12 protein-coding genes, 2 tRNA genes and 1 pseudogene are annotated in these 15489 nt (G+C 37.7%); all 15 read right to left on the bottom strand.

What is annotated here, in order from left to right:
- Nucleotides 1-40 precede the first annotated feature (40 nt).
- The gene (locus tag P20495_RS18775; protein ID WP_007375728.1) at nucleotides 41-1405 is read right to left on the bottom strand and encodes a DUF1329 domain-containing protein; all 1365 of its coding nucleotides are present in this window, start codon (nucleotides 1403-1405) and stop codon (nucleotides 41-43) included.
- Nucleotides 1406-1418: 13 nt separating this feature from the next.
- Nucleotides 1419-3518 (bottom strand): DUF1302 domain-containing protein, encoded by a 2100-nt coding sequence (locus tag P20495_RS18780; RefSeq protein ID WP_008133684.1) that lies wholly within the window; start codon nucleotides 3516-3518, stop codon nucleotides 1419-1421.
- Nucleotides 3519-3770: 252 nt separating this feature from the next.
- Nucleotides 3771-3992 (bottom strand): DUF2835 family protein, encoded by a 222-nt coding sequence (locus P20495_RS19995; RefSeq protein ID WP_033014893.1) that lies wholly within the window; start codon nucleotides 3990-3992, stop codon nucleotides 3771-3773.
- Nucleotides 3993-6587 carry an aminopeptidase N gene (gene pepN / locus P20495_RS18785; RefSeq protein ID WP_008133682.1) on the bottom strand — a complete coding sequence of 865 codons (2595 nt, stop codon included), beginning with the start codon at nucleotides 6585-6587 and terminating at the stop codon, nucleotides 3993-3995.
- A gap of 46 nt (nucleotides 6588-6633) precedes the next feature.
- Nucleotides 6634-8097, bottom strand: a complete 1464-nt coding sequence (gene nhaC / locus P20495_RS18790) for a Na+/H+ antiporter NhaC (RefSeq protein WP_008133680.1) — start codon at nucleotides 8095-8097, stop codon at nucleotides 6634-6636.
- Nucleotides 8098-8276: 179 nt separating this feature from the next.
- Nucleotides 8277-10301, bottom strand: coding sequence for a carboxy terminal-processing peptidase (gene prc / locus P20495_RS18795; RefSeq protein WP_008133677.1), 2025 nt, complete (start codon nucleotides 10299-10301; stop codon nucleotides 8277-8279).
- A 25-nt stretch (nucleotides 10302-10326) separates the two neighbouring features.
- Nucleotides 10327-10977, bottom strand: a complete 651-nt coding sequence (gene proQ / locus P20495_RS18800) for an RNA chaperone ProQ (protein ID WP_007375722.1) — start codon at nucleotides 10975-10977, stop codon at nucleotides 10327-10329.
- A gap of 15 nt (nucleotides 10978-10992) precedes the next feature.
- A complete protein-coding gene (locus tag P20495_RS18805; RefSeq protein ID WP_002961910.1) occupies nucleotides 10993-11271 on the bottom strand; it encodes a hypothetical protein in 279 nt (92 codons plus the stop codon).
- On the bottom strand, nucleotides 11271-11729 hold the full coding sequence (locus P20495_RS18810; RefSeq protein ID WP_007375721.1) for a GAF domain-containing protein: 459 nt from the start codon (nucleotides 11727-11729) through the stop codon (nucleotides 11271-11273). Before P20495_RS18810 ends, P20495_RS18805 begins: the two co-directional genes overlap by 1 nt.
- 128 nt (nucleotides 11730-11857) lie before the next feature.
- Nucleotides 11858-12239: pseudogene (locus P20495_RS19990) on the bottom strand (hypothetical protein).
- 194 nt (nucleotides 12240-12433) lie between these two features.
- The gene (locus P20495_RS18815; RefSeq protein ID WP_008133671.1) at nucleotides 12434-12682 is read right to left on the bottom strand and encodes a hypothetical protein; all 249 of its coding nucleotides are present in this window, start codon (nucleotides 12680-12682) and stop codon (nucleotides 12434-12436) included.
- An 11-nt stretch (nucleotides 12683-12693) separates the two neighbouring features.
- A complete protein-coding gene (locus P20495_RS18820; protein WP_008133670.1) occupies nucleotides 12694-13515 on the bottom strand; it encodes a CPBP family intramembrane glutamic endopeptidase in 822 nt (273 codons plus the stop codon).
- Nucleotides 13516-13634: 119 nt separating this feature from the next.
- A complete protein-coding gene (locus tag P20495_RS18825) occupies nucleotides 13635-14504 on the bottom strand; it encodes a LytTR family DNA-binding domain-containing protein (protein ID WP_008133669.1) in 870 nt (289 codons plus the stop codon).
- 687 nt (nucleotides 14505-15191) lie between these two features.
- Nucleotides 15192-15282: transfer RNA gene (locus P20495_RS18830), tRNA-Ser, on the bottom strand.
- A gap of 82 nt (nucleotides 15283-15364) precedes the next feature.
- Nucleotides 15365-15455 (bottom strand) — tRNA-Ser (locus P20495_RS18835).
- Between the last annotated feature and the right edge of the window lie 34 nt (nucleotides 15456-15489).

Below are 15489 nucleotides of genomic sequence, written 5' to 3'. Positions count from 1 at the left end.
GAAAAGGCACTTAACATATTGTTAAGTGCCTAGTTTAATACTATCTACCTGCGCGACGTAAAGCACTTGAAGTAAATTCGTTATCGTTAAATGACTGTGAAAAATCGTACATTTTTTCTTGGTTGTCTAAACCAATTGCTAAATAACGACGAGAGTTCAAATCATGGTAAACCTCAAGCGTACTCCACTGTGTAGGTACTTCGTAATAGTTAAGGCCATAAGCCATTGCTACACGATAAAGTTGGTCGCGGTTATCATAAATATCAGTGACCTGTACCTGCCAGCTATCTTCATCAATGTAAAATACACGTTTTTTATAAATATGGCGTGTATCATCTTTCAAGTTAGCTTCAACAACCCATACACGGTGCTTTTCGTAACGCGTATGTTCTGGATTAATATGACCTGGTTTTAAAATGTCATCATATTCAAGTTTGTCACTATGTAGCTTATAGCTGTTATACGGTACGTATAATTCTTGCTTACCTTTTAACGTCCAATTGTAACGATTAGGCGAGCCATTAAACATATCAAAGTCATCGGTAGTACGTAAGCTATCCGCTGCAGTACCTGGTGCATCATATGCCACGTTAGGTGCGCGACGAACACGTCGTTGACCTGAGTTATAAGTCCAAGCTTGGCGTGGTGTTAATATTTGGTCCATCGTTTCATGAACTAATAACGCTGTACCCGCTAAACGAGCAGGCTCTGTTACTTTTTGTTTAAACTTAAACAAAATGTTTGAGTCTTGTAGCTCAGCTGGTGTTGCGCTTGGGTCTGAATATTTAACTAATAATTGCTCATCAAAGCCAACATAATTGTAAGAACCTGATGCGGTTGGTGCAGCTTGTCCACCAAAACGCTCAATAGATTGGCCACGATAGCGCAATAAGTGATTCCAAATTGCCTCTAAACCAGTTTTAGGGATAGGGAAAGGGATACCAATTGCAGTATTTTTAATCCCGTTACCACCTTCAACTAGCTCTGCCGTTGCTGCAAATTTTTTCGTTGCATCATAAACAAATTGAGGATACGAAGCAGAACGACGTGTTTCGTATACTGGCATTTTGAACGTGTCTGGATACGCTTCAAATAAAGCAATTTGCCCGGGGCTTAAATTTGCTTTGTATTTTTCAATATTACTTTTATCAATAGTGAAAAGCACTTTATCTGTTGAAAACGGGTCAAGATGATGCATACCAGGTTCATAACCTGCTGGCGCAGATGTAATCCCGTTATTCCATGCAGGAATAGAACCATCAGCATTGGCTGATTTTTCTGCACCCATTGGCGTTAAATCTTGGCCTAAGTGAGCAACTTCATCAGCACTTAATTTGGCTAATGCCGCGCTGCTTGCAAACAAGCTACAAAAAGCAGTAGCAATGAGGGTAGGTTTTTTAATCATAGTAATGTTACCCCTAAATAGAATATTTTAAATTGAAAGAAACGTAATCGCGGTCTGAGAATGTATTAACACCACCGCCGCCCCAAAATGAGTTATAGCTCACATCAAGTGACCATGCATTTTGGTAATTAAAGTTCATGGTAGCACCTAAAGATTTACGGTCTTCAATAAACAAGAACATAGGATCTGGTGTATTACCATTTACGTCATGAGAGAAAACAAAACGTGGTGAAAAGTTAATACCATTGTAGAGATTAAAATAATCACCTTTAGCAATTAAGCGGTAACCCCAAGAAGAAGCGGTTGCAAAAGACTTTTCTTCAGCACCATTTGATAAACCAAGCTGTAGCGTTGAATAATCGGTAGTACCTGGACCCGTAATTGTTCCACTTCGGCCAGTGCCAGATACATTTAAGCGCATTTCATCGTATTCAGGCATATTGTGAATTTTTACAGCGCCCACTTCACCAACAACAGCCCAGCTATCAGCACCTAACGAAGGGCCAAATAAATGGGTCGCAGTGAACTGAATCTGTGATGTATCACGTTCAATATAACCTTGGGCAACTTCACCTGGGCCAACTGAGCTTATAGCATCACCAAAACTCATTTGCGAAATACCCGCAAAATCAGGACGAATACCCGCAACAGCTAACTGTTCAGGCATTGCTGTGTAGAGTAATTCTACGTCATCAATTTGCAGTGGTTCATCTTGACGAAAAGCAAATTCACCGGCAAAGGCTGTTTCGCCTATCGTGGTATTAAAACTTAAACCGTATAATTTGATATCTTCAGGGTAATCGTTTTCCGCTTTAGAGAAAGCAGTTAAATCAGCAACATTATCAGACGTAATTTCTGTTGTCATAATCATTGCTAAATCTTGTGCAATAGCTGCTTGAGTAAAGTTTGATACACGACCAGATATAAGCGGACGACGACTATGATAATTCACATGATACAGTGCAATTTCAGTATCATTAAATTCAGGCAAAAATACACCTAAACGTAAACCGTATTGGCCGCCATCTTCAGGTTCTGTTTTACCGTTACCGCCTTTACCTTTAAGTGCAACTTTAGTGGGGTAAGCAAGGTACATTTGAGCAAGTAAAGCACTGCCTTCAGCACTAGATGGATCAATCCCCTGTGCAGCTGCCGCTAAAGCAAAGTCAGATGTTAGGTTGTTTAGACTATCAGTTAAAAATGCAACATCAATATCAGGGTTAGATGTAAAACCTAACTGAACATTTTGCTGATAACCATTTTCTGCCGCAAAGTCATTAGTAGAAAAGTACGTACCTGCTGCAGGCAAACGCGTTTCTTGCCATTGATACTGATAAAAACCTTCAAGCGTAATATTGTCTGTTATACCCAATGAAGCCCATAACATGCCCACCGGAATAAATGCCTCTTTAAGCTCAGCACCAGGTGCTTTTAAACGATCTATATCTACAGGGTTTACATTAATACCATGAGATATAAGCGTACTTTCGCCCCAGTTAACAACTTGCTGACCTAAACGCACTGATAATGGGTTGTTACCGTCATTTAAATCAAAATCAGCCCAAACAAACGCATCTAATAAACGAATGTCGGCGCAGCTTTGTGCTTTAGTATCTTTATCGTCACATGGGTCAACACCTTGACCTGATGTAGGATTAGCATATGCATGATTGCCATCCATTAAGGCAAAATCATAAAAATACATAAAACGTGTAAACAAACCGTAGTTGTCTTTATTTATTGAAAGGTCGTGTGTACCTTTTAATAATTTAGAAAATGAATCACCACTATCGAAATTCAAATTACCCGCGTCACCATTATTTGAGTAAGAGCCTGGTTGAGCCCACACATCTTGAGATGAATAAACGGTATTACTTAACGCAGGATTGTAACCTGCCCAGTTAAACGCCGGGTTATTACTTTTACCAATTAAGCTAAAGTCTCGGTCTTCTACACGGACACTTTGCCCATATGAAAAGGTTGAATCGAAGGTAATATCAAACCCTCCGGCTTCAAATGTTGCAGCTTGTACATTAGCTGTTGATAAACCAAGGCTAGCGATTGCTAAACCTATAGCGATTTTATTTTTAACAAAAAGCGATCTTCTTATCATTTTTGGTTCCCCCCTGTCGCGGGTCATTTTGTGTGATCAAGTTATTGTTTTTAGTGTAATCGTAACGATAGAAGCGAAATGGATAAATTACAAATAGTCGCATTCAATCTGTTATATATTTTCATTCTGGTTGACGTTTACGTATTGGTAAGACGTCGTACCAGATAATTTATACACGTAATTTAACAATAGAACAAATTGAAATTAACAAAAAGACAATATTTTATGATTTTATAACATAAAAACAGCGTACTAAGCCACTCGTTCAATACGAATAAATTTATTTTCAAGGGTTAATAACATTCTGAAACGCCCTCTTATACCTAAGCTAGTAATAAATGGCCTTAAGTGATTAGCAGAAAAACGCACTGTTTTCCCGCCATCTTCGACAACCTGCAATGAGCTAAAACGACCATGGTAGTAATCCATGCATTCGCTGTAGCTCAATCTTAAATTAAAATAATATTCGATCATTTACTTAAGTGCTTTTTCAACCTTTTCAAATAAATCGGCGCTTAACCCATCTAAATTAGCTAAACGTTCTAGTTGCAGTCTCATTGCTGTTGAACGTGTATTATCGTATCGCTTCCACGACATAAACGGCGTTAGCATACGAGATGCATTTTGAGGGTTTATAGCATTTAATTTAATGAGTAAATCACCTAAGAGCGCGTAACCTTTACCATCAAGGCGATGAAACTGAGACGTATTGAAATGGCTAAAGCTACCTACAAGTGCTCGTACACGATTGGGGTTTGAAAAATCAAAACACGGATGTTCGTAAAGCGCCTTAATATTATCAATTGCATTGTCACCAGTTTGCATCGCTTGCAAAGCAAACCATTTATCCATTACTAATACATCGTGACGCCATTGACTATCAAAGTAGTTTAACAATTCTTCACATAGCTCATGTGACGCTTTAACAGCGGCACTTAGTGCACCTAAAACATTCGTCATATTTTTTGAGCTTGCAGCATGTTTAATAAAATCAGCAGCGTGCGGGTCATTAGTTTTAGCAAGGTAATGAAGGCATAGCTGCTTTAAAGACCGAATTGCAACGGCGCTTGCATTTACACTGCCATCATCGATTAACGATTCAAAACACGTTATAAACTCGTTAGTTAACTCATCCGCTATTTGCCTTTCAAATTGCTCAGCAATATTGACTATTTCATCTACTGGAATTACTTCAAATTCAGCAGCCAACGTATCAAAACTTGGTAATTTTAATAGCTCTGCAATAAGCGCTAGATCGCCCTGTTTTTCATTAACTAATCCACGAAGCGCATTAATTATCTCATCACTAAGCCCAACACTTTCAACACTGTTTAGATTCGCTTTCATTGCTTTAATAAATAGCTGCTGCTGTGCATCCCAACGAGAAAAGTCACTGCGTGCGAAACGCATAATATGAAGTAGCTCATGTTCATCTGTCTCTTGGTTTAAAATACATGGAGCAGAAAAGTCTTCAAGTAATACTGCAACAGGTTTAGCAGTCATATTATCAAAGTGAAATGTCTGTGATGGTTGAGTTACATTTAGAACGTGGTTAACTTTTTCGCCTTGGTACTCAAGCTCAATACTTTGTCCATTTACATCTAACAGTTCAATTGCAAATGGAATGTGCAAAGGTGCATTACCTTGCTGGTTCAGCGGTGCAAATTGTTCAATTGTTAAACTGTATGTATTTGAATCCAGATCAAAGTTTTGAATAGCATTTAAACGAGATGTACCTGCTTGACTATACCAACGTTTAAACTGATCTAAGTTAACGCCTGATGCGTCGCTCATTGCACTTACAAAATCATCACAAGTAACAGCTTGTCCGTCATGGCGCTCAAAATAGAGTGCCATACCTTTTTGAAAGTTTGGCTCGCCTAATAATGTATGCATCATTCGGATTACTTCGGCGCCTTTATCGTACACAGTAACCGTGTAAAAGTTATTCATTTCAATAACTTTTTCTGGACGAATAGGATGAGCCATAGGGCCAGCATCTTCGCTAAACTGGTGTGTGCGCATTACTTTTACAGCGTCAATTCGATTAAGCGCACGAGAGCCTAAGTCACTACTAAACTCTTGATCCCTAAATACAGTTAAACCTTCTTTAAGCGATAACTGAAACCAATCTCTGCACGTTACTCGATTACCTGTCCAGTTATGGAAATACTCATGCCCTACTATAGATTCAATCGTATGATAGTCTTTATCTGTCGCTGTTTCTTGGTTGGCTAAAACACATTTACTATTAAATATGTTTAAACCTTTATTTTCCATTGCACCCATGTTGAAAAAATCAACGGCTACAATCATATAAATATCTAGGTCATATTCTAAATTAAAACGCGCTTCATCCCACTGCATTGCTTTTTTAAGTGAGGCAATAGCATGTGGTGTTTTAGATAAATTACCTTTATCTACAAATAGAGCAAGTTCAACATTTTTACCGCTTTGAGTAATATAGTTGTCTTTTAATACATCAAAATCACCAGCAACCAAAGCAAACAAATAACTTGGCTTTTTAAACGGGTCTTGCCATTTAGCAAAATGACGCCCATCTTGAGTTTCACCACTGTCTACTTGATTACCATTAGATAGGAGCTGAGAAAATTTTGTATCTGCAATTACGGTCACATCAAATGTAGATAAAACATCGGGGCGATCCATGTAATAGGTTATTTTTCTAAACCCCTGAGCCTCACATTGCGTGCAATACGCACCACCTGATAAATATAAACCTTCTAGTGAAGTATTAGTCTCAGGTGATATCTCGGTGACAATACTTAATTGGCAACTATCCGGTAGATTATTAATTATTAGTTGCTCGCCAATAATTTCATAATCCGTTATATCAACAGTATCAATTGATAAAGAGAGCAGGCGTAAATCAATACCATCAAGCACTAAGGGTGCTTTGTTATCACCTACTCGTGTAAGTGTTAATAAGGAACTTACCTTCGTTGTTAATGGCTGTAAGTCAAATGTTAGCTCAGTGTGGTCAATTAAAAAGTCTGGGGCTTTGTAGTCTTTAAGATATTGTGCTTGAGGTTTACTTGATTCAGTCATAGATGCTCCAAAACAGCTCCTTTAAATTTAAAAGAGCTGTTTAAAATTAGGCCGATTGTTTTGGTGTGATACGTAAAATTTTAATACCTAAATAGGCATAAACAACCGCTAATACAGGGTTAATTAAATTAAAGAAAGCGTACAGTGCATAGTCAAACGGATTTATGAGTAAAACGCTTTGCATGTAAGCGCCACAAGTGTTCCACGGAATTAGTGGGCTGGTAATTGTACCGCCATCTTCCAATGTACGAGATAAGTTAACAGGCTTCAAACCACGTTTTTTATATTCATCTTTAAACATACGACCGGGTACAACAATAGCAATATATTGATCAGCAGCTATCACGTTAGTACCAATACACGTTGCTATTGTTGCCGCAATTAACGATCCCGTACTTTTAGCTATTTTAAGAATACTTTTAACAAAAATATCAAGAAGACCTGTTTTTTCCATGATAGCGCCAAACATAAGTGCGGTCATAATAAGCCAGGTCGTTGTAAGCATTCCAGCCATACCACCACCACTAAGTAGCGAGTCCATTTTATCATCGCCGGTGTTTATACTAAAACCGTCAAAAAAAGTGGTCCAAACAAGCTTAAAGTAGCCTACTAACTGTCCTTGAGAGACATCAATTTGGCTAGCAATTAAATCAGATTGAAACAACATGGCCCAAACAGCGCCCACAACAGCACCAATAGAGATAGCAGGAAAGGCTGGCATTTTTTTAATTGCTAAAACTAACAATACAATTAGTGGTATTAGCATTTCAAAACCAATATTAAAATTTTGTTGTAAAATAGCTGTAATTTCGTCAATACGCCCTGCTTCACTTGAAGCCGTTGCATTAAAACCCATAAATATAAATATAATCAGTGCAATAACAAAGCTAGGTACTGTCGTCCATAACATATGTTGGATATGCTCAAATAAATCAGCCCCAACAACTGCAGGTGCAAGATTTGTAGTTTCTGACAGTGGGCTTAACTTATCACCAAAGTACGCGCCCGATATAACCGCGCCGGCTGTTACTGTTTGTTCAAGCCCAAGACCGGTTGCTACGCCAAGTAAAGCAACACCTATTGTTGCAGCCGTAGTCCACGAACTACCAATACTCATTGCAACAATGCCACAAATTAAGCAGCTAGCTGCATAAAACCAGCTCGGATTGATAACCTGTAAGCCATAATAAATTAAGGTCGGTACAGTTCCTGATAGTAACCAAGTACCAATTAATGCACCTACCATGAGTAAAATTAGAATAGCACCAAGTGAAAGCGTTATGCCTTCAATCATTGCTTGCTCTAACTTTTTCCAAGTATAACCATTTTTAAGACCAATTAAAGCAGCTGCAAAAGTTGCGAACAAAAGTGCAATCTGGTTAGGACCTGATGAAGAATTATCACCAAATAAGTATACGGCAGCGCCGAGTAGGCAAATTAATACAGAGATAGGAACTAATGCATCAAAAAACGAGGCAGGCTTGATTGGTTTATCTTCCAATGGCTTCAAAGTAGAGACTCCTACACACTCAATGTGTGTTTAATTATTATTTTTAGCACGTAAAGCGCATTAATTGAACTTTAATGATCTAGCTCAACTTTATGTAATGGGAGATTATAACAATTTAGTAAATTATAGGTAGCAAAAAAGGCGCAAAAGCGCCTTTTTTATAGAGGTAAAACCAGCGGTTACTTCTTAGCTATGCGACCATAGTTAATATAATCTTGGGTAATTAAAGCAGCTTCTTCTAAAAATGGGTCAAGCTCTTCAATAACCTCAGGTAAATCATCTAAGTTTTCTACCGGATCTTTACCTAAACGCTTAAGACGTTCATTAGTACGTACAAGTGCACGTGCCTCACCTTCGTCTTTTTCTTTAATGCGGTCTGATTCAACTAAAGAGATCGTTTTACGATCTTTCTCTTTGTTGTATAAGGCAATATCATTAAATACATAGCCAAACTCAGGTTCTGATTTAATTCGTACCTCATGTTGCTTCTCAAGATAGGTAATAACTGGCGTTAAATTACCAAGTTTTTTATATTTCGCTTTAACAATGCTATCCCAAGGCAGTGCATTGTCTTGTTTACTTTCGCCCCATTCTGCAGGATCGATTGCTGATGGAAACGAGATGTCTGGAATCACACCCTTGTGTTGCGTACTACCACCATTGATGCGGTAAAATTTAGCAATTGTATATTGCACGCTACCCAATGCATTATCATACAAGTCGTAAGCACGGCCTAAGCCTTTGTGCTGTTGAACCGTGCCTTTACCAAAGGTTTGCTCACCAATAATAACTGCGCGGCCATAATCTTGCATTGCCGCTGCAAATATTTCTGATGCTGACGCACTGTATCTATCAACTAATACCGTAAGTGGACCATCATAATAGGTAATGCCATCGCGGTCTCTTTGTTCTTCAATACGGTTATTTAAAGTGTGTATTTGAACTACAGGTCCTTGGTCAAAAAACAATCCCGAAAGCTGGGTAGCTTCATATAATGAACCACCACCATTTTGGCGTAGATCGATAATAATCCCATCAACCTTTTGCTCTTTAAGCTTAGCAAGTTCAACTTTTACATCTTTCGAAAGATTATTGTAAAAGCCAGGGATTTCAATCACACCCACTTTGCTTGTTAAATCTGAATATTTAGCTTCAAAGACCTCTGATTTAGCGGCTCTGTCTTCCAATCTGATTTTATCACGGGTAATTTCAACAACTTTTGGTGTGCCGTGAGCATCAGCGCCTTTTAAATACTGAAGACGTACTTTAGTACCTTTAGGGCCTTTAATTAAATCAACAACGTCATCTAAGCGCCAGCCAATAACATCAACAAATTCTTCACCATCTTGAGCAACACCAATAATTCGGTCATCGGCTTTAATTTGCTCTGTTTTATCCGCAGGACCACCAGGTACTAAACTGCGAATAACTGTGTAATCTTCATCTGGACTCAATACTGCACCTATGCCCTCGAGCTCTAGGTCCATATCCATTTTAAATTGTTCAGCACGACGCGGCGATAAATAAGACGTATGCGCCTCAATACTGCGTGCTAAAGAATTTAATACTAATTGAAATGCATCTTCTGGATTTGATTGCACTAAACGCTTTTCTGCATTTTTATAACGTTTGGTAAGCACTTTTTTAATGCCTTCCCAATCTTTACCCGTCATTTTTAAACGCAATGCATCGTACTTAACACGTTCGCGCCAAATTTCATCAAGCTCGGCTTGAGATACAGGCCACGCAGCATCTTCACGATCAAAAAAGTATTCATCTTCTTTATCAAAGGTCATTTCTTTTTCAAGTAATGCCAGTGAATACTCGTAGCGTTCAAAACGGCGTTTAAGGCTTAAATTAAAGATATCAAATGTGAAACCCAATTTGCCGGTAGTTATAGCGTTATCAAAGTCATCGCGGTATTGCTCAAAAGAAGCAATATCGCTTGCTAAAAATACGCTTTTATTAAAATCAAGGGATTCGATATAACGATCGTACACTTTACTAGAAAGCTCATCGTTAAATCGAACCGGGATATAGTGTGAACGAGTAAATAAGCTAGCCACGCGTTTGCTGGCAGTACCATGTTGACTTTCTTGCTTGAGCAGTGGTAAATCGTCAATAGTGACGGCTTCTACAGCAGCAAATAATGAACCTGAAAACAGGGCAGCAACTAACGGAATGAGCGTAAACTTTTTACTCATACAAACTCCTTAATTTATTTACAGTTTAAACGATGTATAAACTGTCAGCTTTGGTTTTAACTTGCATGCCTGTCACTAATTCAACATGAACGTCATCTTTGTTCACTTCAGTGATTACTGCATTTACAAGTGCTTGGCCAAGTTTAACCTTAACCTTATTATTAACCTTGACCTCAGTAGCTGGTAAAGGTTCAATTTTTCCTGAACGTTTAGCAGGAGCTGCTTTGGCAGGTTTATTAGCTGCAGAAGCGTTTTTATCACCTGTTTTACTAGCATGCGCTGGTTTTTTCTTAAAAGATTTAGAATCTGAGTCTTGGCGTGGACGTTGTTGTTTTTTACGTTTTGCCATTTTAGCGCGGCTTTCTTCCAATGCTTTTTGTGCATGGTCGATATGCTCTTGCTCAACTTTTTCACCTTGATTACCATCAAGATCAATACGAAACTCTGACTTAGTTACCGCTTCTAAATAACGCCAGTTAGACGTGTATTTTCTGAGCGCTTGACGAACTTGAGTCTTGCTTACTTTGTCAGAGCCTTCAATACGCTCAGCGATATCTTTGAAAATACCTACTTTAAGCGGTTTGATGCCATCTTTTTGTTTAAAACATTGTGGGAATTCTTGATACAAAAATTCCAATACTTCGTTAATATCTTTTAGCTTGTTTGTGGTTTCCATTTTAGAACCTATTTTTCACATCTTTTCATCAAGGGACGAATCGACGTAGTGTGTTACCCAGTCGACCAGCTCTTCAAAGTCGGCTTCTATTACAGCCATATCGCCTCGAAGGTGTTCCCAAATACCATTAATCGTTTCATCAATAAATTCACATTCAGAATCGTCCGGAAGACGATCCCAGGCAATATGAATCAAATCATTGAGCGTTTCCGCTACATGTTCTTCTTCGCCTTCCCAGTCGCCAACATCTTGCACAGCAAACAGGTAGTCTTGAACATTTAGCAAATCTTTCATTACAGGCTCGCCTCTAAGCATTTCACTAGCGCTTCAAGTCCGGCTTTATCGTCAGTATCAAATCGACCAACACTTGGACTATCAATATCAAGAACAGCAAATACTTTACCATTTTTCAAGATAGGTACAACAATCTCAGAATTTGACGCCGCATCACAGGCAATATGACCGTCAAAAGCGTGAACATCTTCAACTAATTGTGTTTCAGCGGTTGCCGCAGCAGTTCCACATACTCCTTTTCCTACTGGAATACGAATGCATGCAGGATTACCTTGAAACGGGCCTAGTACTAATTCAGTAGGAGAATCCATAAAGTAAAAACCCGCCCAATTCACATCTTCTAAAGAGGTAAATAATAACGCGCTTATATTTGCCAAATTGGCAATTACATTAGATTCACCAGCTATTAGTGATTCAGTTTGCTTAACTAATGACTGGTAAAAATCGTACTTTTGCATACCAAACTACTTCTTATTAAACAGACAGTAGCTAAAGGTACTCTTTGTCGTTAAAAATTGGAACCTTTAAAGGGTAAAAAAAAGGAAATTGCGCTGTTTATCAGCGCGCTTGGTCAATAATTCTGCGATTATTTTTTTGCACAATTACGAAGGCCAAATAAAAATAGTCCTGCGGCGAATCCAGACATCACACTATTAATTAAAAATATCTCGCCTGTTGAAGCACTTAATAGATAACTAAAAATAGCCCCACCTAATAACCCAAGTGTTAAAACACCTGAATAATTAACTTTTGAATACTTAAACATGAGTAAATAACCCGGCACAACAAAAAGCCGCCATTGTTAAACCTACAATATGTGCATTTGATATGGCTGTCATCAATAGTTGAAAGAACACTGATAGAAAATCACCCTGCAACGCTAGTGCATAATACAAACCTAATAAACTGCCAACAATCACTGGGGACAATAATGAAAGCGCGACGCTTTTTGCAAGTTGATGTTTCATCTAATAATCCTTAATACAGCGTATAAAATTTAATGTATTAAGCATGCACCAAGATCTAAAGCTTAGAAATAGAGACTATGGTCGTAACTTATGATGATAAAACATACAACATACAACATACAACATATAAGCTAGGTAATTTAATAAAGTAATAAAAGCCCAGTTTTTAAAAGAAATAACAAATAGCTCAGTAGTTACAACTGAGCTATTTTTTGTGATAAATCGATATTTTTATTTATCGCCAACTCTTCAAGCACTATGACTCTTTCAGCTAAAACGTCTAACTTTCTTTGCAGCATAACAATCGTATTTTTCTGATTTTTATCTTGTAATAAAAGTGATTTTTCTTTAGTAGTCGTTTTATAGGTAAAGTAATTTTTAATTAGCACTAAAAGTAAAAAAGGCGACAAAAAAATCATTATAATTAAAAATAATTCAAACATTATTATCTCCTTTAAGTGTTTTGTGTTGCTAATTTATAATACTGAGACGAAAAACCTGGACGTTTTTTAAATAGTGTAGAGAGTGTTATTTGGCGCGGTTTACCACGACGGATAAGTAAGTTTACGTAGAGTATGCTTAAAATTATTGCAGTTGCCTTGAACAAATTGCCTTTTAAATCCCCTGCTGCACCACCTGACATGCTAAATATGCCATAAGCCGCATTCATAAATATATGCATCCATAATGGAAACCAAATACGGTATCCACATTCGCAAAATAACCACGCAAACCAAGTTCCTGCGATTGTTGTAATTGCAACAGCCATCACAGCTGAAATAGCATCATGTCCTTGATAAATATGACCCAAACCAAATATCGTTGAGCTAATTAATGCGGCGGGAATAAACCCCCAACGACAAAAACGAAATAACACGCCGAACAAAGCAGCTCTAAAAATTATTTCTTCAAAAACTCCCGCGTATATTGAACCTGTAATTATCCCCGTAATTGAAAGGTTTAGCGCGTTACTCAAATAAGCGTAACCTATCACCATAGGTGTGCAACAGACTACCGCTGCGAGTAAATAACGTTGAAAACCTTTAATGTCGACACCTAAAACGTTGTACCAACTCTCATGTTTAAATAATAATGTTGCCACAACTAACAATGGCCCATAAATAAACAAGTATTTAGCAGGAAATAACAAAAGGGCTGATTGTTGATCAAGGTCAGATAGGACACTTACCCAGTTATCCCCCCAGAACTCTTTCATCATGTAATGACAAAATATAAATGTGGTGATTAGTAGCAGTGCTTTAATTGTATGTTTCATACGTACCTTCTTAAGTTACAATTTTAAATTCAACTTAATCATGGCAATCACTAATTATGAAATCGATCAATTAGGGCTAAATTTCATTTTTAGGTGCTAACTACATGTTTTTGGGGTCATCAACAAACATCAGGGGTTAACAACAAGGCTTGTTTAATGACATCAACATAAGTTCGCGAAACTGGAATTGTGAAATCAAATGAGTTCATCGATAACTGTAATCCTCCGGCATTCCCTTTACTTACTGCGACTAATTGTAAATTAACTGCATAAGACCGATGACAGCGATATAAAAATGTATTTTGGGGTAATTGTTTTAATAAACCAGTTAACGTTATACGCAGCAATTTATGAGAAACAACATCGTTTTCTATCGTTGCGAGCTCACAGTAATTATCGGCTGACTTAATAAACAATATATCCGATAGCGCAATTGTTAGCTTGTCACCTTTATTATCGCCAATAAGTGTTATTAGACGATGTGGGGGGACGTTATTTTTTTCTACCTCTTCACAAGCACGCTGTTTAGTCTTAACAACCGGTATTTTTTCAGTTGTTAAGACCATATGCTTTGCATGACGATTGACAACAAATATGAAACTAATCGGGAATAACCCCACTGCTAATGTATATACAATGAAGAGTATTTGGTTTTGCCAATGCCAAGCCCCTAACATAGCAACAACAAAATATCCGTGGTTAAACAAAGCAGTAATTAAAATATAAAGGCTGGGGGTCACTATTATTTGAAGTTTATTGCTAAGATTTAAGCGAATTAAAAAGATCTCAATAAAACCCGAAAGCAATAAAGCGCAAAACGTGACTAAGCCGTAGCCTGAAAGGCGGAGTAATTTATAAGGTTCAGTATCGTTGGTTGTACCAAAAGGTTGGAATACGAATAGAATAAATAGAGTTACTATCGAAAATAAAATTGCCCTGTATATAACCAATTTTCTTGACGCTAAATCATCTTTAAGCCACAACGTCATATTTTACATACCTTTAAAACACGCTTGCTAATAAAATACCACAAATTCATCGCTAATTACTTATCATTTTCTCAGTAAATATAAAATGATAAGTAATACCAATTAGCTTATATATGAAGTCTATTTAACGATAAAGAAATTGCGCTATAACTAGGCGAATTTTTATACCTAGTCGGCTTGGTAACTGCTCCTGCGTTATCCTACTGGCTTACATTCATGTAAGAATAAGTAAAAATTGAGTAAAACATCCGCGTCCTGCTCACGCCCCTTACCTACATACTATATGTAGGCAAACCCAAGAGCAGCGCACGCTTGGCATTTGAGCTGCGTTATCGCCTATTTATGGGGAAATAACCACATAACATAGGCTCTGCCTTGAACAAAAACCAAACAGTCTACTGTAAATTCAAGCTCGAAAGATAAAAAGGCCCTAATCTGCCCATATAGACTCTATTTAACAATAATGCATTTTATACCAACCTGCATAAATCTTTGATCAATTTAACGAATTAAATTGCACTATAACGTCGTTAAAAATTTTTTATTTAGAACAACTAGATATAAAAATTTTTGCCTAGTTCTAGCGTAATTTTCTTAACGTTAAATAGACCCCATATATAAGCAGATTGGTATTAGTTTTCTATAGATACAAAAAAGCCCGCTAAATTAGCGGGCTATTTTGTTATATGGTGGAGAGATAGGGATTTGAACCCTAGATGGGCTATAAACCCATGCCGGTTTTCAAGACCGGTGCATTCGACCACTCTGCCATCTCTCCGATACTGCTAAGTTAAAAGTAAGAGTGTACTAATAACTATTTAAATGAATGATACTTTAATTACCACACACTATTAAATAAGTGGTGGAGAGATAGGGATTTGAACCCTAGATGGGCTATAAACCCATGCCGGTTTTCAAGACCGGTGCATTCGACCACTCTGCCATCTCTCCGCACGGCCTGCATAATAGGGAAACCCATCCCTTT

Source organism: Pseudoalteromonas sp. BSi20495 (assembly GCF_000241185.1).
Taxonomy (GTDB): Bacteria; Pseudomonadota; Gammaproteobacteria; order Enterobacterales; family Alteromonadaceae; genus Pseudoalteromonas; species Pseudoalteromonas fuliginea.
The sequence above is the reverse complement of the archived record's forward strand: the minus strand, read 5'-3'. Positions and strand labels throughout refer to the sequence as shown.

Coding starts and splice junctions, on each gene's coding strand:
- prc (WP_008133677.1), bottom strand. CDS start 10,301: ATGAGTAAAAAGTTTACGCTCATTCCGTTAGTTGCTGCCCTGTTTTCA.
- P20495_RS18805 (WP_002961910.1), bottom strand. CDS start 11,271: ATGAAAGATTTGCTAAATGTTCAAGACTACCTGTTTGCTGTGCAAGAT.
- pepN (WP_008133682.1), bottom strand. CDS start 6,587: ATGACTGAATCAAGTAAACCTCAAGCACAATATCTTAAAGACTACAAA.
- proQ (WP_007375722.1), bottom strand. CDS start 10,977: ATGGAAACCACAAACAAGCTAAAAGATATTAACGAAGTATTGGAATTT.
- P20495_RS18780 (WP_008133684.1), bottom strand. CDS start 3,518: ATGATAAGAAGATCGCTTTTTGTTAAAAATAAAATCGCTATAGGTTTA.
- P20495_RS18815 (WP_008133671.1), bottom strand. CDS start 12,682: ATGTTTGAATTATTTTTAATTATAATGATTTTTTTGTCGCCTTTTTTA.
- P20495_RS18825 (WP_008133669.1), bottom strand. CDS start 14,504: ATGACGTTGTGGCTTAAAGATGATTTAGCGTCAAGAAAATTGGTTATA.
- P20495_RS18820 (WP_008133670.1), bottom strand. CDS start 13,515: ATGAAACATACAATTAAAGCACTGCTACTAATCACCACATTTATATTT.
- P20495_RS19995 (WP_033014893.1), bottom strand. CDS start 3,992: ATGATCGAATATTATTTTAATTTAAGATTGAGCTACAGCGAATGCATG.
- P20495_RS18775 (WP_007375728.1), bottom strand. CDS start 1,405: ATGATTAAAAAACCTACCCTCATTGCTACTGCTTTTTGTAGCTTGTTT.
- P20495_RS18810 (WP_007375721.1), bottom strand. CDS start 11,729: ATGCAAAAGTACGATTTTTACCAGTCATTAGTTAAGCAAACTGAATCA.